A 22260-nucleotide genomic window follows, 5' to 3' on the forward strand; every position below is an offset into this window, starting at 1 on the left:
TTGTTCGAGGTGCCGTTGGCGTTGGTGGTGTTGCCGTTGGCGTTGTTCGAGGTGCCGTTGGCGTTGGTGGTGTTGCCGTTGGCGTTGTTCGAGGTGCCGTTCGCGTTGGTGCTGTTGCCGTTGGCGTTGTTCGAGGTGCCGTTCGCGTTGGTATTGTTCGTGGTCCCATTCGCATTGGTTGCCGTGCCATTGGCGTTGGTGTTGCTCATCCGGCCATTCACCGCCGCGCCAGTTCTCGCGTTGGCGTTGGTGTTGTTGACGCTGGCGTTCCCCGTCGTGCCGACACCGGTGTTTGCATTGGTTCCATTGCTGTTTGTGCCGGCCTGCGCCTGATTCTGCAAATTAGCGTGAGCGTCCGTGCCCGGAAGTGCGATCGCCGTACTGGCCACCGTGCCGTTTGGATTCAAAACCTGCGTTGTGATCGCTCCATTGGCTCCCATGGCCTGTCGGGTGACCGTGCCGTCCGCGTTGGTGGTGGTGACGGGATTCACGCCAAGGCCCGCGCTCACGGTCCCACCATTGGTCACGTTCGCGCTGCCTCCATCACGGATGTTATTCGACACGGTTCCGTCCGCCGTGCTGCCACCCTGGCTCATGCGGCCGGAGGTGCCGGCACCGGCTTGAGAAGATGCCGCAGGCTGCACAGGTGTGGGTGTGCGCTTCAGACCCGCCTGGCCGGGAAGCGATTGTGGCCCCGCCAATGCTGGCGGCGTCGGCAACACGGAGCCATCAGGCGCACGATCGAGCACGAAGCCGCTGAAATCCGATGGCAGCGGCAGGAGTCGGTTGTCGTCCGTCAGCACGCGGCCTTCGGGGACCAGCCTGGCGTCCACACGGTTCACGCTGCCATCGCGCAGCAGATACGTGTCTCCATTCACCATGAAGACACCGTCTTCGACCGTCGGCTTCGGATTGATGCCAAGGTCCCGCGGCATCGGCACGCGGCGGCCTTGAGGAGTGAGAATCTCGCCTTCAGAAAGCAGCGTCGAATCGACCGCTGCCGCCCGGCCGTTGCGGATGAGAAAGGTCTGTCCGCGATAAAAGACGAGGCCATCCGCCACCCCATTGATCGGTCGCACGGTGGGCCGCACCTGGGTCGCGGGCGGGCTTGCGTTCTGCGCCACGGCAAGCACCGAACCCAGACTGGTGGCAAGGATTGTGAGAAGAGAGAAAGTTTTCATATGTCAGGGATTCGTGTCTCACCTGCGAAGTGATCCTCGGGAAGGCGGTGGTTTCCGCCATCGGACACGATGGCTCCGCCGCCTGCCACATTCGGCACGGGAGCCCGTTCAGACGCCTCTTCCACACCCGATCCCCCGGTCGGGGAAAGTCTCATTCCAGACGGGTGGTGCAACTCGCGGTCGCGTCGGGGCGAAAACCGGTTGGTGCTGCAGTGAATCGGGGAATGCGGACTCAGCACCAGACACTTCAACCCCCGCCCATCATGGACCATCCATCTGTCAGCCCGGAGATGCAGGAATGCATCCAGCGCTGTCTCGACTGCCATCGAATTTGTCTTGAGACAGTGATGAACGAACGCCTGCCGAATGGCGACAACGAATTCGGCCAGGAACACCTGCGCCTCATGATGACCTGCGCCGAGATCTGCCAGACCTGCGCCAACTTCATGATCAGCGGCTCGGAGCAGCACGCCCTCATCTGCGGCGTCTGCGCCGAAATCTGCCGCCGTTGCGCCTCCAACTGCCAGAAAGTCGGCGGTCTGGAGGACTGTGTGCAGGCCTGCGAAGTCTGTGCCTTCCACTGCGAACGCCTCGCGGCGAAGTGACGACTCCATCGGTGCAAAAGCCGGCCTGGCGCAGACACGCCCCACGTCGGCTCGGAAATGACCACGAAGCGCGTCACGATTCAGAGACCTGTGCAATACACGGGCACCTGCGCCGGCAGAAGAACTGCGTCCCGGAGGCAAAAGGGGGCGTCTGCCGTCGTATGCTCACGCATGCGCGTGCTCAACCCCTGTCCTGGCCTTTGTCTCCTCGCTGTCGTCTCGTTTGCCGCTGAACCGGCCCCCGTCACGCAGTGGTCGTTTGATGGAGACAAGCCGGAGATCGGCAAAGCGGAGGAAGGGGTCGAATTCGGGCAGGAAGGCCCCTCGCCAAAGCAGTTCAAGCATCTCCCCGCCTCGAATCGGGCCGCGAAATTCGAGGGTGCGAAGGGCGGGTTCATTCGTGTGACTGATCCGGGCGAAAAGAGCCTCTTCGATTTCGACAACGGCGACGCGATCACCATCGAGGCCTGGGTCAATCCGGCCTCCGCACCGAAGGGGGGCAACGTTTACATCCTCGGCAAAGGACGCACCTCGAATCCCGGCCAGGACGCGAACAATCAGAACTGGGGCCTGCGGCTGTGGGATGCCGGCGGTTTTCTGCGGCCGAGTTTTCTCTTTCGCAGCCGGAAGGATGGCGATCATGCGGCTGACTGGCATCGCTGGACGACCACGGGGGGCATCGCGGCTGGCAGCGGCTGGCATCACGTGGCCGTGACGTATGAGTTTGGCAAACCGGAGTCGATCCGCGGCTACATCGATGGTGAACTCGCACCCGGTGCCTGGGACATGGGCGGCGCGACGAAACAGGCGCCCGTGGTGGACAATGACGAGGTCTGGCTGGGCACCGCGATGGGTCGGAAGGAAAGCGTGAGCTTCGACGGACTGATGGACGAGGTGCGGCTGTATCGCGGCATTTTGCCGGAGAAGACCCTCGCCGCACGCTATCCCGTGCTGCCTTACACGCCGGTGCTGCCGGAGAGCGGCCTGCCAAAGGGCCAGGTGCGCGTGGAGATCGTCGAAAACATCGGCAAGGCTGCGAAATGGCCGCGTCAGTATCCGCAGCCGGTCGATGTCTATGAGGAGGACGTGTTCGGCTTCTTCCAGATCGCGCAGAAGTACACGGACACCGGCGTTCGTGCTGCACGCAGCAATCCGTACCTGCTGCGTGCCATGGCGGAGGTGACGCTGCCTGCGGGCAGGCAGGAACTGCTCATGCGCGTGCGCGGCCAGGGCCGCCTGTGGATGGATGGCAAAGTCATCAGCGAGATCCTCTTTGGCAACACCGGCGGCGGCGCCCACAATGAGGTGGAGCACGCGGAGGCCGAGCGCACTGGCCCCGCGCTGCGATTGCTCGGCCCTGGAGATCGCGAGGCACGCATCACCCTCCAGAGCGATGGCAAACCGCACGTCTATGTCTTCGAAATGATCGCTGGAAACGGTCGCGTGCGCACCACGCTCGGCGAGACCAGCCTCAGCCTGCGCACCGCCGACGGCCAGCAGGTGCTTTTTGGCCCAGCGAAACGCGTTGTGCCGCTCACGGAGGGAGGCTGGGACGCCTATCGCAAGGAACGGCTCGCCTATTACACGCGGCTCGACCAGCAGCGCCGTCTCGCCCTGCGTGCGAAGGAGGACGGCTTCTGGGCTAAGCGTCACAATGAGGCAAAAAACGTCATCGCGGCCCAATCTACGCTGAAGAACGCCGATAGTATCGATGCACTGCTCGCCTCTTCCTGGGAGAAGGCCAACGCGGCCAATGCGAAGGCTGCCGGAGGCATTGATTTCGAGAAGCAGATCAAACCCGTCCTCGCGGAGAACTGCTATCGCTGCCACGAGGAGAAGGCCAAGGGCGGCCTGCGCCTGAACACGCTCGAAGCCGCGCAAAAGGGCGGCGATTCCGGCGAGCCGGCCATCGTGCCCGGCAAACCTGCCGCAAGCCGCCTCATCAGCGCCATTCATCCCGACGCAGGCGAGGACATCATGCCGCCAAAGGGCGATCCGCTTTCCGAGACACAGCGCAAGATGCTCGCCGACTGGATCGCCCAGGGTGCCTCGTATGCCAGCGCAGGAAAGAAGATCGAGCCCGCACCGCTCACGGACGACTTGGAGTTCCTGCGCCGGGTCACGCTCGACACCGTCGGCGTGGTGCCCAGCGCGGAAGAAGTGACCGCCTTTCTCGCCGAAGAATCGCCGCAGCGTCGTGCGCGTGCGATTGAGCGTCTGCTGAATGATCCGCGGCATGCGGATCACTGGACTGCCTACTGGCAGGACGTGCTGGCGGAGAACCCGAACATCCTCAAACCCAGCCTCAACAACTCCGGTCCCTTCCGCTACTGGATTCACGAGGCGCTCAGCGACAACCTGCCGATGGATCGCTTTGTCACCGAGCTCATCATGATGGAAGGCGGCGTGCTCGCGGGCGGTCCGGCGGGCTTCTCTCTCGCCGCGCAGAACGATGTGCCCATGGCCGCGAAGGCGCACATCCTCAGCACCGCTTTCCTCGGCCAGGAGATGACCTGCGCGCGCTGCCACGACTCGCCGTATCACGAATCCAAGCAGCGTGACCTCTTTGAAATGGCCGCGATGCTGAACCGCAAGGAGATCACGCTGCCAGCGACTTCCTCCGTGCCGATGAGCACCTTTGCGGGACGCAAGCCGCTCATCGAGATCACGCTCAAGCCCGGTGAAAAAGTCTCGCCCGGCTGGCCCGCGCTGTTTGAAAAGACGCTGATGGCCGATGAAAAAGCCGCCGCTGCTCACAAGAGCAACGACAGCCGTGCGCAGCTCGCCGCGCTCATCACCTCGCCGCACAACGAGCGCTTCGCGCAGGTCATCGTGAACCGCGTGTGGAAGCAGTTTCTCGGCCGCGGCTTCGTCGAACCCGTGGACGACTGGGAGGCCGCGAAACCCACGCATCCGGAGGTGCTGCAGTGGCTGGCGCGCGACTTCGTGGCGCACGGTTATGACATGAAGCACCTGGAGCGTCGCATTCTGACCTCCGAGGCTTATCAGCGTCGTCCGCGACTGCTGGAAAAGGGTGCCACGCCCGACTTCGCCGCTCCGCTGCCGCGCCGCATGACCGCCGAGCAAATTGTGGACTCACTCTTTGCCGTCGTGGGCAAGGATCTCGACTCCGAGGAGCTGACAATGGACAACGACGGCACTCAATCTGAGAGCGCCATGATCAGCCTCGGCCATCCGCGCCGCGCGTGGGAGTTCACCTCGCTCTCGAACGAGCGTGACCGCCCCAGCCTCGCCATTCCGAAGGCGCAGATCATCGTGGACGTGCTGGAAAACTTCGGCTGGCGTCCCTCACGACAGGAACCGAAGAGCGTGCGTGAAACCGCCGCCAACGTGCGCCAGCCCGCCATCCTGGCGAATGGCGCCCTCGGCCGCTGGGTCACCACCTTGAACGAAAAAGGTGCCATCACCGCTCTCGCGCTCGACGCCAGGCTCAGCGAGTCGCAGTTGATCGATCAAATCTTCCTCCGCCTGCTCACCCGCCATCCCACCGAGGCCGAGCGCCGCAGTTTTTCCGAGCTGCTCAGCCCCGGATTCAATGAGCGCATCATCCCTGAAGGCAAACGTCCGCCGCCCGTGAAGCTGCCGCCGCTGAAGTATGTCGCCTGGTCGAATCACCTCTCTCCTGGAGCCAACAGCATCAAGATCGAGCTCGAAAAACGCGCCCGTGAAGGCGATCCGCCCACCACCGCCCTGCGTCCGGAATGGCGCGAGCGGTTGGAGGACGTCCTCTGGGCCGTGCTGAACTCGCCTGAGTTCGTTCACCTGCCGTGATCACACCAGAATGTCCTTCACCACCTTCGTCGGCTCCACGCCGGTGAGTTTGAAGTCGAGGCCTTGGGCACGGAAAGTGAAGCGCTCGTGATCGATGCCGAGCTGATGCATCACCGTGGCGTGCAGATCGCGGACGTGGACGGGATTCTCGGCCACGTTGTAGCTGAAGTCGTCCGTCGCGCCGTAGGTGAGGCCCGGTTTGATGCCGCCGCCGGCCGTCCACATCGTGAAGCAGCGCGGATGATGATCGCGACCGGCCTCGGGGCTGTCCCATTTGCCTTGTCCGGCGACGCCGCGACCGAATTCACCGCCCCAGAGCACGAGCGTCTCGTCGAGCAGGCCGCGTTGTTTCAAATCTTTGATCAGTGCCGCACTCGGCTGGTCGGTGTCGCGACAACGCGCGGTGCACCAGCTCGGCAAGCGGCTGTGATGATCCCAATCGGGATGGAAGAGCTGGATGAAACGCACGCCACGCTCCGCGAGCCGACGTGCGAGGATGCAATTCGCCGCGTAACTGCCCGCGCGACGCGAATCCGGCCCGTACATCTCGAAAACATGATCCGGCTCGTCGCTGAGGTCGGTCAGCTCCGGCACGCTGGCCTGCATGCGGTAGGCCATTTCATACTGGCGGATGCGCGTGGTGATCTCCGGATCGTGCGTCTGCTCAAAACGCATCTGATTGAGCTCCGCGAGCCCGTCGAGCATGCCACGGCGCAAATGACGCGGCAGCCCCTCGGGATCGCTCAGATACAAAACGGGGTCCTTCGAGTTGCGCAGCTTCACGCCTTGATAGCGGCTCGGCAGAAAGCCGCTGCCCCAGTAGTGATCGTAGAGCGGTTGATCGCTCGGGCGCTGCATCTTCGAGATGAGCACAAGGTAGTCCGGCAGGTTGCGATTCACGCTGCCAAGCCCGTAACTGATCCACGCGCCCATGCTCGGACGGCCCGGAAGCTGGTGGCCAGTCAAAAACTGCGTCATCGCCGGCGCGTGGTTGATTTGATCCGTCGTCATCGACTTGATGAAGCACAAGTCATCCGCCACGCCCTGAAGGTGCGGCAGCCATTCGCTGATCGTCGCGCCACTCTGGCCGCACTTCGCGAATTTCGTGATGCCTGGCAGGATGAGCTGCTTTTGGTTCGCCGTCATCGTCGTGAGCCGCTGCCCCTGACGCACGCTTTCCGGCAGCTCCTTGCCCGCCCACGACATCAAACCCGGCTTGTGATCAAAAAGCTCAATTTGTGAAGGCCCGCCCGATTGCGTGAGGAAGATGACCCGCTTCGCCTTCGGCGCAAAATGCGGCAGCGATGGCAATCCAGGCACTTCCTGCTGCCCGAGCGCATGCAGCGCCATCGCGCCAACGGAAACGCCGGTGCATTGGCCGAGAAAGTAGCGGCGCGTGGTGTGGAGAGCGGGTTCGTTCATGGTGGAGTTCAATAAGTCGCGTCAGCGTCGTGGAGTGCGGTGGCAGAGATGCCGGAGCCATCCGGCATCGACGACACCGCTGTCGGAAGCAGCAAAAACGATCCTCGGCCAAACGACGCCGTCCGGCATGCGACAGCGGCGTCGCGCCGAGGCTTGCCGCCGCACTCCACGACGCTGTCGCGATATTCGAAGGTCCAATATGGGCTCATGATTCGCGATGCAGTTTGTAAGGATACACATTTCCGCTGTTCCACTGGCACACATACAGGTCGCCTTGCGTGTCCACGCAGACGTCGTGGCAGTTGTTGAAGACGGGCTGGTCTTGCAGCAGCACCTTGAGGCTGCCGTTTTCATACTCGGGGGCGTGACCGCCGGGATTCGAGATCACTTTGCCGTCCGCATCGAGGATCGTGACGAAGCCGCGGCTCTGCCACATGCGGTAGTCGTTCGGCTTCGCGCCAAAGCAGACGCCGGAATACAAGTTCGTGCCGTGGATCACCGGACGGCTCACGTAGGCACCGGGCAGATACACGCCGCGCACGTGCGTGCCATCGAGCTTGAACCAGTTGAACTCATTGCGGATGCGCTCGGTGACGACGAGCAGCGGCTCTACGCCGCGCGTGTCAATGGCGACACCATGCGCCTGCATGAACTTGCCCGGATTCACCGGCTGCGTGCTCTTCCCGCCGAACTTCGAGATGAATTTGCCGTCCTTGTCGTAGCGCAGCACATACTGCGAGCCGTAACCATCCGCGACGTAGATGTCACCATTCGGCGCGACGGCGCTTTCGGTGGGCGCATAGGCTTCATTCGGCTTGTAGATGCCTTCTTTCGTCGGATTCGGCAGTTCGAGCACGATCTGGCCGTCGAGCGTGGCCTTTACCACACGACCTGTGGTTTCGCAGATGTAGAGATGACCATCGTGAAAGGTCAAACCATGTGCGCCGCTCATGCCGAGCGTCCACTGGCCGAGCAACGCGCCCTTCACGTCGTAGATGAGCACGTTGTTCTGTTTGTGATTCGTGAGCAAAAACAGGCGACCATCCGGCACCTGCACCATCTCATGACAATCCTTCACTGGCGTCTTCGCCGCGTCCGCCTGGCTCCACAGCTTATCGACGCGATAACGATGCGTGCCATGGCCGATGATTGCACCGTGAAATTCCGGCGCGGTCTTCGCGAGCGTTTGGATAAACGGAGCCGCCAGCACGGCGGTAGTGAGAAATTGGCGGCGAGTGGGGTTATTCATGCGTGATGGCTTCGTCGAGATTGAGCACCAACGTGGCCACGAGAGCATGCGCGGCCAGTTCAGGCGTTGTTTTGAGTTTGCGGGCATCTTCGGGATGCTCGCGGTAATGTTTCAAAGCGCGGTCGAGTTCGCGTTGGAGCACCGAAAGCTCCTTCGCGGTCGGTTCGCGGCTCAAAACGGCCTGATAGAGCATGATGAGCGGTTCTTCGGTTTTTGCGGCCAGCATTCGCTTCGCGAGCGCTTGCGAGGCTTCCATGATGGTCTGGTCATTGAGCAAGGTCAGCGCTTGCAGCGGTGTGTTGGTGCGCGTCATTGCCACCTCGCACACGCGACGCTGGGCGCTATCAAAGAGGAAGGTCGGCGCGATGCTGCGACGCCAGAAGGCATACAAGGTGCGTCGATACTGCGCCGCGCCCTGGCTGGGTTCATAAGTGAAGCGGCCCATGAAAATCTCCTCCCACACGCCTTCCGGCTGATGCGGCCGCACCGGCGGGCCGCCGAGCGCGGGATTGAGCAAACCGGAGGAAGCAAGCGCTGCATCACGAATCATCCACGCGGGGAGACGGAAGCGTGGACCGCGTGAGAGCAGAAGATTGGACGGATCAGTCTGATCGGACCGATCTGAGCTCTGCTGATAGGTCTCACTCGTCACGATGGTCTTGATGAGGCGCTTCACATCCCAGCCGCTCTCCATGAAATCCACCGCGAGCCAATCAAGCAGCTCGGGATGCGTCGGGCGCTGGCCTTGGAGGCCGAAATCATCCGGCGTGCGCACCAAACCGGCACCGAAGAGCATCTGCCACACTTGATTCACGAACACGCGGGCCGTGAGCGGGTTGTCCTTCGACGTGATCCACTTCGCGAGGCCGATGCGATCCTTCGCGAGACCTTCCGGCCATGGCGCGATGGCCGCAGGCACACCGCGCTGCACCACATCGCCCTTTTTGTCCCAAACACCGCGCAGCAGCACATGCGTGTCACGCGGCTCCTTGCGTTCGGCGAGCACCATGACGTGCAATTTGCCCGCGGCGGCCTGCACCTCCTTGAACTGGGCATTGGCGCGATCCAGCGAGGCCTTTGCGAGCTGATATGGCTCATAATCCTCCAAAAACTGCGCCAGGAGCTTCTCGCGGTCGATTTGGCCTTTGGCGAGCTTTTCGAGCGGCGTGGGTCCAATCTCGCGCACGGCAGGTCCGGGCTGATCGGTCGCGGAAAGGCGGAATTTCGCGATGTTCGCGTCACCATTCGTCGAACGATGCCGCAGCTCGAAGATGAGCTCTTCATCGCTCTCGAGCACCAGCGGCTCGGCGAGGCCGTAAAGAGCGGTGTGAGGCTGATCTCTGGGGAAACCCTTCGTGGTCCAGCCATTGCGCGGATCGTCATCGAGCGTGCCTTTCACATCGCCATACTCGCGGGCCTTGCCTTCGACCTTCGTGTCGGCCACGGCGTTTTTGACGAGGATGTCGCGGATCTGCGAGCTGCCTTTGCGTCGCACCTGCACCTTGATGTCGGTCAGGATGAACTCGCCCGTTTTGCCGCGAGAGAGTGCGCCGTTTTGCGGCAGCACTTCGAGCTTCAATCCGGTGAGGCGCGGCAGTTTGATCGTGGAAATGAGTCGGTAGTCATCCTGCTTCGGATTCGGGCCGCTCGCGGTGACGATGCCGTCCTTCGTTTGCGCGAGCTTCGAGCCCTCTTGTGACTCCACCGCACCGAGAACGACCTGCCACGCGTTGTGATCCGGCTTGATGCGCTTCTTCTGCTCCTCCAACCAAGTCGCGAAAGGCTTCTCCGCGTCCGCTTTGGCCTTCGCTTCGACGGGTTTGCGTGCCTCGACAAGCTTCTGCGATTCCTCGACGGCCCGCTTCGCGTTTGGCGATTGATAGGGCATGTAGGGCTTCGCATTCGTGCCTGCCGCGCCGTCTTCGTCGATGCTGTTGAAGAAGGCGTTCAGCGCGTAGTAATCGTGCTGCGAGATGGGATCAAACTTGTGCGAATGGCACTGCGTGCATCCCAGCGTGAGCCCGAGCCACACCGTGCCCATCGTGTTCACGCGGTCGATGACGTAGTCGATGCGGCTTTCTTCTTTGTCGCGACCGCCTTCGCCGTTCGCCATGTGATTGCGATGAAAGCACGTCGCCAGTTTTTGCTCCGGCGTGGCATTCGGCAGCAGATCCCCCGCGAACTGCTCCAGCGTGAACTGATCGAAAGGCTTGTTCGCATTGAACGATTCCACCACATAGTCCCGCCAAGGCCAGTTCGTGCGCGTGGCATCGGACTGAAAGCCGTCTGTGTCCGAGTAGCGGGCGGCATCGAGCCAGAACATGGCCATGCGTTCGCCGTAGTGAGGGGACTTCAAAAGCGAGTCGATGTAGTCAGACAGGTCCGACTTGTCCGACGCGTCGGACGGCGGCAGCCCGGTGAGGTCAAACGCCAGTCTCCGCCTCAACGTGTGCTCCGGAGCCTTCGGAGACATCTTCAGGCCTTCTTTTGCGAGACGTGCCTTCACGAAGAAATCCACGGGATGCCCCTCGGTCTTCGCTTTGACCGGCTTTTCGAGTGACCAGTGCTTTCCCCAGGCGGAACCTTCACTGATCCAGCGCTTCAAAAGAGCCACCTGCTCGGCTTTGAGCTTCGGTTTGTGAGACTTCGGCGGTGGCATGACCTCATCGGGATCGTCGGAGATGATGCGTTCGATGAAATCGCCGGACTTCAGCACCTCGCGAGCGCCTTCCGGAGTATCGAGCCGCAGATCGGCCTTGCGATGGCTTTCGTCTTGTCCGTGGCAAGCGAAGCAATTGTCCGAAAGCAGCGGCAGCACCTCGCGACTGAAACTCACCGGCTCCGCAAGCGCGGAAGTCGTCAGAGGGAGCAGCAAAAGCAGGGTTTTCGTCATGCGGGGCAACATGAACAAACCAACGCGGCTGAACATGCATGGTGCGTGCATTGGCTTTGGACAATCCTGAGATTTTGCGTCGTCGCGGAAGCCACCCCAGCCGTAAACCACGTCCATGCCGCGTGTTTCCCGTCTCATTCTTGTCCTTGGTGATCAGCTTGATCTGAAGTCGGCAGTTTTTGACGGCTTCGACCCAAAATCGGACGCGGTGTGGATGGCGGAGGTGGCGGGTGAGTCCACGAAGGTGTGGAGCACGAAGGCGCGCATCGCGATGTTCATCACAGCGATGCGGCATTTTCGCGAGACGCTGCGCGGACGCGGCTGGCGGGTGGTTTATCATGAGATGGAAGCGCATGCGGATTTCGCGAGCGCGTTGCGGGCCAGTGTGGATGAGCTGAAGCCGAAGCAGCTCGTGATGGTTCACGCGGGCGAGTGGGCGGTGCAGCGGGATCTGGAGAAGATCGCGACGGAGCTGAAGGTGCCGCTCGAGGTGCGTGAGGACCGGCACTTTCTCTGCACCACCGCCGAGTTCGCGAAGCACGCGGAGGGACGCAAGCAACTGCGCATGGAATTCTTCTATCGCGAGATGCGGCAGAAGACCGGTTTCCTCATGGAGAAGGGCAAGCCGGCGGGCGGGCAGTGGAACTTCGATCACGACAATCGCGAGTCGTTTGGCAAGGACGGTCCCGGTTTGCGCGTGCCGCCGCGTCGGTTCAAGCCGGATGCGATCACGCAGCAGGTGATCGCGATGGTGAACGAACGTTTCGCGAAGCATCCGGGCACGTTGGATGATTTTGACTGGCCGGTGACGGCCGAGGAGGCACGACTGGCGCTCCAGGACTTCATCGAGCACCGGCTGGCGGAGTTTGGACAGTATCAGGATGCGATGTGGACGAACGAGCCGTGGCTGTATCACTCGCGACTGAGCGCGGCGATGAATTTGAAGCTGCTCGATCCGCGTGAGGTGATCGCCGCAGCGGAAAAGGCGTGGCGTGATGGCAAAGCGCCGCTGGCGGCGGTGGAGGGCTTCATCCGGCAGATCCTCGGCTGGCGTGAGTATGTGCGCGGCATCTACTGGCGGTTCATGCCGGATTACCTGGAACGGAATGCGATGCAGGCACATGAGCCGCTGCCGGATTTTTACTGGACGGGCGAGACGGACATGCGCTGCCTGCGAGATGCGATCACGCAGACGCTGCGTTACGGCTACGCGCATCACATTCAGCGGCTGATGGTCACGGGCTTGTTCGCGCTGCTCTTCGGAGTCGATCCGAGGCGCGTGCATGAATGGTACCTCGCCGTCTATGTGGATGCCATCGAGTGGGTGGAGCTGCCGAACACGCTGGGCATGTCGCAATACGGCGACGGCGGCGTGATGGCGAGCAAGCCATATGTGGCGAGCGGCAAATACATCCAGCGCATGAGCAACTACTGCGCCGGCTGCCGCTTTGACCCGGCGCAGAGCACCGGGCCGAAGGCCTGCCCGTTCACCACGCTCTACTGGGACTACCTGCTGCAGCATGAGCCGGTGCTGCGGCAGAACCAGCGCATGAGCATGCAGGTGAGAAACCTCGGGCGGATGGATGAAAAGCAGCGCACGGCGATCCAAATGCAGGCGAAGGAGCTGCGCGCCACGTATTCGAAGGCATCATGAGTGCTCCTTCACCTTCATCCCGCGCCGGCCTGGCCCTTGTGGGCTTCTTTCTCATCACTTTCAGTGCTCCGGCGCTGAGCGCGTTCATCGGCATGCCGGGTCCGTGGTATGCGGCGCTGCAAAAACCATCCTGGACGCCGCCTTCGTGGCTGTTTGGCCCGGCGTGGACGCTGCTCTACACGCTGATGGCCATCGCAGCGTGGTTGGTGTGGAAGCGTGTTGGCTTTGGCCGGCCGCTGAAGCTCTACTTTGTGCAAGTGGCGCTGAACGCCGCGTGGACGCCGATCTTCTTCGGCGCGCACCAGCTTGGCTGGGGGCTGTTCGAGATCGTGGCGCTGTGGATCGCGATTTTGATGACGCTGCTGACCTTTCGTCGAGTGAACCCCACGGCCGGATGGTTGTTCATGCCGTATCTGGCCTGGGTCACATTCGCGACGAGTCTGAACTTCGCCATCTGGAGACTGAACCCTGCATGAATCAAAGAAACTGGCTGATCACTGGATGCTCAAGCGGCTTTGGCCGCGCCATCGCGGAGGCGGCGCTGGCTGAAGGGCAGCACGTCATCGCCACCGCGCGTGATGTGCGCAGCCTTGCCGACCTGGAACGCGCTGGAAGCTGCGAGGTGATGGCCCTGGACGTCACGGATGGCGATCAAGTGCGTGCAGTCATCAGCGCGGCGGGTGAGCTCGATGTGATCGTGAACAACGCGGGCTACGGTTTGATCGGCGCTGTGGAGGAATGCAGCGATGAACAGATCCGCCGCAATGTGTAGACGAACTTCTTCGGGCCGCTGAATGTGATCCGCGCGGCCTTGCCGATGCTGCGGACACGGCGGAGCGGCCACATCGTGAACATCAGCGCCGCGGCGGCGATCTCGAACTACGCGGGGTTTGGCATTTACGGCGGTGCCAAGGCAGCGCTGGAGCTGATGAGCGAGAGTTTGCGGCTGGAACTGGCACCGCTGGGCATTCAGGTGACGCTGGTGCAGCCGGGACCGTTCCGCACCGAGTTCATCGCACGAGGTTTGGAGAAGGCGGCGACTCAGATCGCCGATTATCAGGCGAGTTCGGGCAAGTTCGGCCGGTTTCTTGAGTCAATGAATGGCAGGCAGCCTGGCGACCCGGCGAAGGCAGCGGCGGCGATTGTGAAGATGGTGCTGGATGGCGAAGTGCCGCTGCATCTGCCGCTCGGGAAGTATGTGGTGAAGAAATGCCGCGACAAAGCCGCCGCATTGACGCGTGAGGCCGAAAAGTGGGAGGCGGTGGCCTCCAGCACGGATTTCAGCGCGTGACAGCATGCATGGCGTGAAGAAACAGCACCTGCCGCAGAAGGTTTGCGTCGCCTGTGGCCGGCCGTTCACGTGGCGGAAGAAGTGGGAGCGTGACTGGGAGCAGGTGCGCTTTTGCAGTGGCGCCTGTCGGAGAAAAAAGGCCTCATGAATGACGACAAACGAGTGCGGGAGGTGCTGATGGCGCTGGCCGGAGAACGGCAGGAGGGCTGCACGTTTTGCCCGTCAGAGGCCGCAAGACGACTCGGCGACGACTGGCGGCCGCTGATGCCGCGTGTGCGCGAAGTGGCGGCGGAACTGATGGCCGAGGGCAGGCTGGTCTGCACGCAACGCGGCGTGCCAGCGCATCCGTTGACGACGAAAGGCGCCATCCGGCTGGCTGAAGCACGCTCAAGCATGAACAACGTGCACCGTGGCCTGACGTGAGACGTAAAAGGGAAGTCATGGCGGTCCATACCTTGAGCTGCAAACAGATCATCCGTGCCACTCCTGAGCAGGCGTGGGCTTTCTTCTCCAATCCACGCAATCTGGCGAAGATCACGCCGCCGACGCTGGGATTCGAGGTGCTGACACCAGATTTTCCGCCACGCATTCGTGAGGGGCTGATGATCTCGTATCGCGTGCGGCCTCTGTTTGGCCTTGCGATGAACTGGCTGACAGAAATCACCCACGTGGAGGAAGGACTGCGTTTCATCGACGAGCAACGGGTCGGCCCGTATGCGGTGTGGCATCACGAGCATGAATTCCACGATCTGGGAGACGGCCGCGTCGAAATGGCGGACAAAGTGACCTATGTGCTGCCTTTCGGCCCGCTGGGCGATCTCGTTCATCCGCTGCTGGTGAAGCCGCAGCTCGATACGATCTTTGCGTTTCGCGAAAAAGCGGTGGGTGAGTTGTTTCCAGGCTGAAAACGGCCTCAGCCTGAATCAGCGCATCACCGTGCAGTTCGGCAGTGCCTTTTGCAGACGGGCCACTGCCGCATCGCTCACTTTCACGCCGCGAATGACGAGCGTGGTCAGACTGGTGAGCGCCTCGAGCTTTTCGAGCCCCTTGTTGCTGATCCGGGTGAATGACACATCGAGATACTGCAGGACGCCTGTAGCGGCGATGGCCGCAGCGGCCTTGTCGCCAAACCCCGTGTTGTCCACCCGCAGGTCGGTGAGCTTTGGCAGCTTTCCGAGAGTGGCATAGGCCTCGTCCGAGGCGCTGCCGGTTGTTGCGCGCAGGCTCTGGAGCTGCGTGCAGGCGGCGAGGGCTTCGATGCCCTTGTCATTGAGCCCTGATCCCAGAAAGTCCACATGCAGGAGTGTGGAAAGGAAGGGCATCGCGGGCAGTCCTTCGCCGGTGAAACCGGGTGCATACTGCACGGCCAGCGTGGTCAGCTTCTTCGAATCGGCCAGGTGCTTCAACACGGCATCGGTCACGGATGGGACGCCTTCGAGGTTGATGAAATCGAGCTCCTCGTTGCCTGCGAGAAAGGCATAAGCATCATCCTTCAGGAGTTTGCACTCCGGGGCCCGGACGAGGACGCGACGCAGGGTGCGCAGGCCGTTCAGGGCTTGGAAATCTCCGCTGTTGGCGTCCTTCCTGGCCCCCAGGTAAGTGTCGTAACTCAACTCCACCACCTCAAAGGGAGCGGCGGGAATGTCAGCGGGGACTTTCACCTCACTTCGGACGCCATCCTTCACGACGGCACACGTGCCGCCGTTGTTCGCCAGGAATGTGGCGGCGGTGAAAGGAGCGTCTGTGCTGATGGGCGCGGGTTTGGCTGGCGCGGCTGCCTGCACAGGCACAGGGGCCGTTTTGAGAGCCGCCTTTTCATCCCGCAACTGCTGCACCTTCCTGGCTTCTTCGAGTTTTCCCGCCTTGGTGAGTGCCACCACATGGGTATCCAGCGCCTTCACATAAATGTCCAGCAGGGGCGCGGCCTTGGCATCACGTTCAGCGAAGAGCTTCGCATAAGCCGCACGATAGGTGCCGCGCAGGGATTTGAGTGACGCGGGTGTGTCCGCAGCGTCGTCCGCAGGCACCCGGGCTTCTTTTCCGACGAAGGCCTTTTCCGCATCGAGCGCAGTGATCTCAGCCAGGCTGCCTTTGGCCTGGGCGGCGGCACGCGCCTTGCCGAGACCATTCGTCAGGTAGCTCTGATTGAGTGTGGCGACGGCAGCGAGGAAGGGTTTTTGGGCATCGCTTTCGAACCGTGCTCGAAAGCCGGCCTCCAATTGCGCGATGCGTGGATCCTGAAGCAGAGATGGTTCCCAAAGCAACCGCACACCGCCCTCCAGGGCTCGCACGGTCCATTCGGCAATCTCATGATCGCCACGGGCGCAATAGACGACGGGCAGCAGGTCGGATTTGAAAATGGCATGCGTGCCGAGATCCGCCGCAGCGAGCCGCGCCAGTCCGGTGATGGTTCCGACGTCGTTGCCATCGATTTTGACGCTGAGCTTGTCGTCCTGGCGATGGACGACGACGCGCATGCCCGCCTGGCTCTGCATCCTGGCGCCGGTGAAGCCGATGCGCGTGCCGCCCACGTTCACTTTGTCTCCGGCGTGGGCCACCTCCACGCGCACCCAGCGGTCCGCGTCCACGGGCACATCGAGAGCGATGTAGCCGGAGTCCAAAGATGTGGCTCCTGGGATGTTGATGAGCCGCTTCTTCCACAGCAGTTCGATCTCATAGTCGCGCGTGTGTCGCAGTGAGACCGGCGCGACGATGCGGCCGGCTTTTTCCGTGTCGGTGAAGGTCAACGCGGCATTTTTGAGCTGCCAGACGTTCGCGCCGGTGGTGGGGTCGCTCACGCCATCGCGCTTCACGTTCAAGAGCGGGATGAGATTGACGCTTTTGCGCAGGGTCTCGTCCGCCACCGTAGGGCTTGGTTCCGGGGTGGCAGGAATCTTTGCCGGGCGCACATCCGCCGGACGATAAGCGGCTGAATGGATGGTGATGAGGCCGCCGCAGACTCCGACGCCGACGATGGGGCCGTTGTGTGTCGCCGACTTGAAGAAGGGTTGCCTGTCTTGTCCCTTTGGCAGCGCCCCGTCGCGTTCCAGCACCGTCTTCCCGTCGAAGCTCACGCTGAGGCGGTTCTCACGCACTTCCATGAGCACATCGTGCGTGGTGTCGTTATGCGGGAACCATGTGCGGCCAGGGTTGCCAGATCGGAAGGAATCGGATTCAAGCACTTGCAAGTCGTAGCCTCCATCGACATACAGGGCGGGTGCCTCTTTGCCACGCTGGAAAGGCAAAACGATGGCTGCGCCGGGCTTGTTCCTGCTGATGCGGTAATGCAGGTCGTAATTGAGAGGCAGGTCGGCGATTGGGAACGCAAAGGTGTTGTGTCCGTCGGGTGTCGTGGCCGACTTGGGCTCCGCGGGGCTGCTCAGGACGCCATTGGCGAGCGTCCACAGCACCTGCAGCGAATCACGCCGCACGTCCGCTTTGGCGAGGAGGTCGATCCAGCCTTCCGCAGCCGTTGGCAGAGGCAGTGCGGGGGATGGCGGCACAGTCGCCACAGGTTTGGTGGTGGCGGGCAGGCTGGCTGGCGAGGCACTTCCGGGTCGGGCAGGGGTGTCCGCAGGACGCAGGCGGATGGCATGCAGCTTGAAGGGCGGGCCGCCCTTGGTCTCCGCGCCGATGTTCACGTGCCCCGGCTTCAAGCCGGGCCATATGGGCACCTCGGGGCTGCCTTCGTCACGTGTGTCGAAGTACTGAGTGCCATCCACATGGATGACGAGCCTGGCCTTCGAGTCGTAGCTCAGCGTGAGCAGATGCTTTTCGTTGTCATTCAACGGAACCGGGCGCTGCTGCCTGCCGTTGACGAAGGTGACGACGTTGTCAGGGAAGACCTGCATCGAACTCCAGCCTTTCGGGGTGGGAAACATCACTTTCAGGTAGGCATACTGGACCATCGTGGGAGGCATCGAAAACTCCACCTCGCACTCAAAACCGTTCTTCACCTCCTGCGGGACGACGAAGGCGGGATATTCGCCGCCTTTGGTGTTGGCGCAGACGATGTCGCCGCCTTCGTAACGCCAGGCGGTGCTGCCGGGCTGGCAGAGATCGCGGGGGAATTCCACGCCTGCGAAGCGCGACGAGTTTCCCGATCCCTGCGTCACGGCGGGTGACGGCGATGCTGCGGAAGCCGCTGTTTGGGGCTGAGGCCCCGGCGTTTTCGGCGTCAGCAGCCAATAGCCACCCCCACCCAGCCCAATCGCGGCGGCCAGACCCCAAACGAGGCCGAGGCTCGATTTCGGCCTCGGCTGAGGAGTGGGAACCGGTCTGGGAGATGGGGATCGTGGCGCCGGTCCGGGTGCGGCGGCGGCAGCTTCCGCCTGCTTCTGCGCCTGGGTCGCCCGTGCGGCCGCCTCCGCAGCGGCTTGCTGTTGGGCGATGAGCACCGAACGCGGCAGCGTGAGGATGGTGTCCAGATCGCGGCGGACATCGATGGCGCTTTGATAGCGTGCTTCGCGGTCCGTCTGCATCGCCTTGGCGATGATCGCGTCGAATCGCGGGTCCGTGCCCACCTTCAGCGCCGGCATCGTCCACATGCCGCGTGGAATCTCACCGGTGAGCATCTGATACAACATCACGCCGATGGCGTAGAGGTCCGCGCGGCCATCCAACGGCACGCCGGGGATGAAAGCCTCCGGGGCGACGAAATCGGGCGTGCCCATCGCCATGTTCGTCTTGGTCAGGCCGCTTTGACTGGGATCATTCGCCTTGGCGAGGCCGAAGTCGGCCACCTTCACCGCACCCTCCATATTGATGAGGATGTTCGCGGGCTTGATGTCGCGATGGACGATGCCGTTCTTGTGCGCGTAGGCCAGCGCGTCGCAGACGTGCGCGGTGATGGAGAGAGCGTAGTCCTCCGGCAGTTTGCCCTGTGCGGCGATCATCTGCGCCACGTCGGTGCCGTTGATGAACTCCATCACGATGTAGAGCAGTCCTGTCTGCGTCTCGCCGAAATCGTACACGTTGACGATGCTCGGATGGTTCATCTTCGCCATCGTGCGGGCCTCGTTTTTGAAGCGTTCGGCGAATTGAGCGTCCGTGTCGTCGATGAGATCGCCTGGCAGCACCTTGATGGCCACTGGACGGTCCAGGGAAGCCTGCACGGCCTTGTAAACCGCGCCCATGCCGCCACGGCCGAGCAGTTTTTCAAAGCGATACTGTGGCAGCATGGCCTGCATCTCATCCAGAGAGGGCGGCTGCCAGGCAGTGGTGGGTTTGGAGCCTTGGGAGGAGGTGCTCATGAGGATGGAAACGATCAGTGGGAGGTGCGGCTCGTCATTTTCGATTCGATTCGAGCATCTTCAGCAGCGCCTGCTTGCCTGCGTCGGTCATCTTCGTGCCGCCAACGGGCACGTTGTTGAGCGTGGGGCAGGTCTTGAGGATGGGGATGACGGCGTCGGTGACGGGCGTGCCATCAAGGCGCAGGTAGCCAAGCGGCAGCTTCATGAGCGGCGCGAGGGCCTGGTCGGTGATCTGCGCGCTGGTGAGCATGAGGTAATCCACCGCCTTGAGCTGGGCGATGTGCGGCAGCCAGTCGTCCGTGATCTTCTCACCATTGAACTGGACAGACGCCAGCATCCCCTGCCGCCTGAATGCCTTCGAAAAGCCCTCCGGTGTGATGGTGGCCTTGCTGCGCTTCTCCATGTTCATGCGGAAAAGGAACAGTTCCGGCATGGCGTTCGAGATCGCCTCCAGGCCGGCATCGGTGAGCGGGCAGACATTCACGTCCAAGTCCCTGAGGCTGCGGAAGCCTTTCACCTTTTGCAGGGACTCACCGGTGAAGACGGTGTTGGAATTCAGCGTGAGCACCCGCAGATTGCCAAGTCCTGCGAGCACGCCCGCAACTTCAGCGGAAATGTCCACAGGCGGCAGGCTGAGTTCCTCCAGGTTCTTCAATCGGGCGAGGTGCTTCAGATTCCCCGGCTTGAATGAACTCGTCTCTTGAAGATAGAGCCGCTTCAGCTTCGAGTTCGCAGGCAGGTGGGCGAGGAAGGAGCCGTCGAGTCCGGCACGCCCATTCACGTCGAGTTCCTCCAGGTCGATCAGTGCAGCCAGGACCCCAAAATCAGCATCGGTGAGCGTGGAGGTTCTCCCGCCGAGGCTGTCTCCGGAGATGATGAGCTTCTTGAGCTTTTTGAAGCGCGGAAGCTGGGCCAGGCCTTGTGCGGTAAGCGTGGGGCTGCTGGTGCTGAAAGACAGCAGGTTGGGGTTGATGTAGCCCAGGCCGGTGCCGGTGAACTGCTTCACCATGTAGGTGATTTCGAAAGATTCGAGGTTCTTCAGGCCCGCGAGGTGGGCAAACGCGGCATCATCCACGCTGGTGGGCGTGAGCCGCAGGGACTTCAGCTTGGTGGCTCCACGGAGCAGTTCCACGGGCATCGTGCCGGAGTTTTTGTTGAAACCGATGCTCTCCAGGTCCGGCAGGCGGCCCATCAGCGCGAACCACTTCTGCTCATCGTCCTTGGGGTCGAAGCTGAGATCGTAAACGCCGACATGCACCACGAGGAGCCGGCCCTTGGGCAGGGTCTCGCCCTTGGCGAACTCCACGTCACTGCCGCTGATCCGCAACCTCACTTTCCCGTCCTTTTGCAAGGCCCACTCGCACAGGGAGCGGATCTCCTCCTGCGTCGCTGGTGGGAGCGGTGGGAGCACCTTGTCCGCAGGCAAAGGCGGCATGACTGGCGCGATGGGCACAGCCATCTTGCCGGTGCTGTCTGGAGCAGCGGTGGCGACGACATTGCCCGCCACGGGAGCGACCTGCGGAGCACCGGACTCCCGCTGTGCCACGATGTGATCGCGCACGGCCTTCACCCGGGTGGCGGCGTCGAGCTGCTGGGCCTTCGTGAGTTCGTCCTGGTAGGCGGCGAGAAGGCGGTCGTAGCCGGCATGCACGGGCGCGGCCGCCTGTTCGCGTTTGGCGATCAAAACGGCCATCTGCTCCCGCCACGTCTTGCGCAGGGCTTTGAGGGAACCGGGTGTGCCATCGTCATCACTGTCCGGCACTGCCGCGGAGGTTTGGACAAGCGTTTTCTCATTCCGCAGGATCACGGCTTCATCAAGCTTGCCTGCCTGGGAAGCAGTCGCCAGGGCTCGGTCGAGCGCGGCGGAGTATTTGGCGTTCAGGTCGGCCACGGCGGCCTTGTGCGCGGCACCGGCGGCTTTTTCATAAGCATCGAAAAACTGGCGTTCCAGCCCGGCGAGTCGTTCGGAGACCGGATCAGGAGCTGGGGCGGGCACTGGTGAGACTGCGGGTGCTGTCGTCGCCGCCGTCGCTGGCTTCGTGGGAGCAGCGGTCGCTGCGACAACCGGAGTCCGAAGCCATGCGATCTCTCCGTCCACCACCTCCAGGCGCATACGGTGGAAAACGGTGTCCTCCCATGTGGTGCCGAAGGCAAAGTATCCTGGATTGGCCGGACGCCAGACGCGCGAGCCGCCGCTGGTCTCACTGCGCGGCCCTTCCCAGGCCACGAGCGGCCGTCCGTTCACCCATGCTTTCAGCGCCAGGCGGTCAGGGGCCGGTTGCAGGACCTGGACAGTGATGCGGCTTTTGGCCCCCAAAGGCTTTTCGAGATTCACCCAGCCTGGCGTGTTGCGTGACCATGCTGGCTGGTTGTTGAAATGGACGAATCCAGCCTTGTGAGCGCCCTTGTTGTCGTGATGGACGATGAACGCGGTGTTCTGGAACTCGTCACCGCCTCCTTTCGCAAAGGGCAGGAACAGCACCACATCTCCCGGAGTCGGGTTGGCGGAAAGCTCCACATCCAGCGTGTATCCCCCGGTGGTGCTCACGGGAATCTGAAGGCGGGCGTTCAGGTCGCCGCTGCGACTGTCGTATGCGATGCCTCCGCCTTTCCGGCTCCATTGGCCAGCCAGCTTGTCCAAATCGAGGTTGATGCCAGGCAAGAGATCCACCGCCTTCGTTCCCAGCCTTGGAACCGACTCATTGAAAACCGGTGGGGCAGGCGTGGCAGTCAGGGGCGGTTTCGGGGTCGCCGGTTTCGTGGCCGGCTTGGCTGGCGGAGGCGTCGAGGGTTTCGGAAGAGGCGAAGACTTCTTTTGGGTTGCCATGACCTTGTCTGCGGGCGGTTTGTTCCCGCCGCTGAGGAACAGGAAGGCCAGTCCGCCGCCCAGAATGATCGTGGCGGCGATGCCGATGACCGGC

At 62.4% G+C, this 22260-nt stretch carries 12 protein-coding genes and 3 pseudogenes; 8 read left to right on the plus strand and 7 right to left on the minus strand.

What is annotated here, in order from left to right; all coding sequences use genetic code 11:
• Positions 1-1181 (minus strand): annotated as a pseudogene (locus tag IAE77_RS27000) (hypothetical protein); the annotation flags it as partial.
• Between the two features lie 263 nt (positions 1182-1444).
• Between IAE77_RS27000 and IAE77_RS27005 the strand changes: the two are divergent.
• Together IAE77_RS27005 and IAE77_RS27010 are read left to right on the plus strand one after the other, a co-directional pair.
• Positions 1445-1786 (plus strand): four-helix bundle copper-binding protein, encoded by a 342-nt coding sequence (locus IAE77_RS27005; protein WP_294233645.1) that lies wholly within the window; start codon positions 1445-1447, stop codon positions 1784-1786.
• Between the two features lie 171 nt (positions 1787-1957).
• Entirely contained in the window at positions 1958-5578 is a 3621-nt protein-coding gene (locus tag IAE77_RS27010) for a DUF1553 domain-containing protein (protein ID WP_294233648.1), read from the plus strand.
• On the opposite strand, the gene IAE77_RS27015 is transcribed toward IAE77_RS27010, so the two are convergent.
• From IAE77_RS27015 to IAE77_RS27030, 4 genes are read right to left on the minus strand one after another with little or no spacing between them, the layout of a single operon-like run.
• Positions 5579-7000 carry a DUF1501 domain-containing protein gene (locus IAE77_RS27015; RefSeq protein ID WP_294233650.1) on the minus strand — a complete coding sequence of 474 codons (1422 nt, stop codon included), beginning with the start codon at positions 6998-7000 and terminating at the stop codon, positions 5579-5581. It lies immediately after the preceding gene.
• An 8-nt stretch (positions 7001-7008) separates the two neighbouring features.
• Positions 7009-7209, minus strand: a complete 201-nt coding sequence (locus tag IAE77_RS27020) for a hypothetical protein (RefSeq protein WP_294233652.1) — start codon at positions 7207-7209, stop codon at positions 7009-7011.
• Positions 7206-8249: a hypothetical protein gene (locus tag IAE77_RS27025; RefSeq protein ID WP_294233655.1), complete on the minus strand. Its 1044-nt coding sequence runs from the start codon at positions 8247-8249 to the stop codon at positions 7206-7208. The genes IAE77_RS27020 and IAE77_RS27025 overlap by 4 nt, the downstream gene beginning before the upstream one ends.
• Complete coding sequence (locus IAE77_RS27030; protein ID WP_294233657.1) at positions 8242-11142, minus strand: PSD1 and planctomycete cytochrome C domain-containing protein; 2901 nt, start codon at positions 11140-11142, stop codon at positions 8242-8244. Before IAE77_RS27030 ends, IAE77_RS27025 begins: the two co-directional genes overlap by 8 nt.
• 115 nt (positions 11143-11257) lie before the next feature.
• Here IAE77_RS27030 and IAE77_RS27035 point away from each other — a divergent pair, with 115 nt between their 5' ends.
• From IAE77_RS27035 to IAE77_RS27055, 6 genes and pseudogenes are all read left to right on the plus strand, one after another.
• Positions 11258-12796: a cryptochrome/photolyase family protein gene (locus tag IAE77_RS27035; RefSeq protein WP_294233660.1), complete on the plus strand. Its 1539-nt coding sequence runs from the start codon at positions 11258-11260 to the stop codon at positions 12794-12796.
• Positions 12793-13272 (plus strand): TspO/MBR family protein, encoded by a 480-nt coding sequence (locus IAE77_RS27040; protein WP_294233663.1) that lies wholly within the window; start codon positions 12793-12795, stop codon positions 13270-13272. The genes IAE77_RS27035 and IAE77_RS27040 overlap by 4 nt, the downstream gene beginning before the upstream one ends.
• Positions 13269-14087 (plus strand): annotated as a pseudogene (locus IAE77_RS27045) (oxidoreductase). Before IAE77_RS27040 ends, IAE77_RS27045 begins: the two are co-directional and overlap by 4 nt.
• 4 nt (positions 14088-14091) lie before the next feature.
• Positions 14092-14235, plus strand: a complete 144-nt coding sequence (locus IAE77_RS30985) for a DUF2256 domain-containing protein (RefSeq protein ID WP_345781025.1) — start codon at positions 14092-14094, stop codon at positions 14233-14235.
• On the plus strand, positions 14232-14510 hold the full coding sequence (locus IAE77_RS27050) for a DUF3253 domain-containing protein (protein WP_294233666.1): 279 nt from the start codon (positions 14232-14234) through the stop codon (positions 14508-14510). Before IAE77_RS30985 ends, IAE77_RS27050 begins: the two co-directional genes overlap by 4 nt.
• A 17-nt stretch (positions 14511-14527) precedes the next feature.
• On the plus strand, positions 14528-14992 hold the full coding sequence (locus IAE77_RS27055) for an SRPBCC family protein (protein WP_294233670.1): 465 nt from the start codon (positions 14528-14530) through the stop codon (positions 14990-14992).
• 18 nt (positions 14993-15010) lie between these two features.
• On the opposite strand, the gene IAE77_RS27060 is transcribed toward IAE77_RS27055, so the two are convergent.
• Together IAE77_RS27060 and IAE77_RS27065 are read right to left on the minus strand one after the other, a co-directional pair.
• Complete coding sequence (locus IAE77_RS27060) at positions 15011-19339, minus strand: serine/threonine-protein kinase (RefSeq protein ID WP_294233673.1); 4329 nt, start codon at positions 19337-19339, stop codon at positions 15011-15013.
• Positions 19340-19373: 34 nt separating this feature from the next.
• Positions 19374-22260: pseudogene (locus IAE77_RS27065) on the minus strand (hypothetical protein); the annotation flags it as partial.

This window comes from Prosthecobacter sp. (assembly GCF_014879935.1).
In the GTDB taxonomy this organism is placed as follows: Bacteria; Verrucomicrobiota; Verrucomicrobiia; order Verrucomicrobiales; family Verrucomicrobiaceae; genus Prosthecobacter.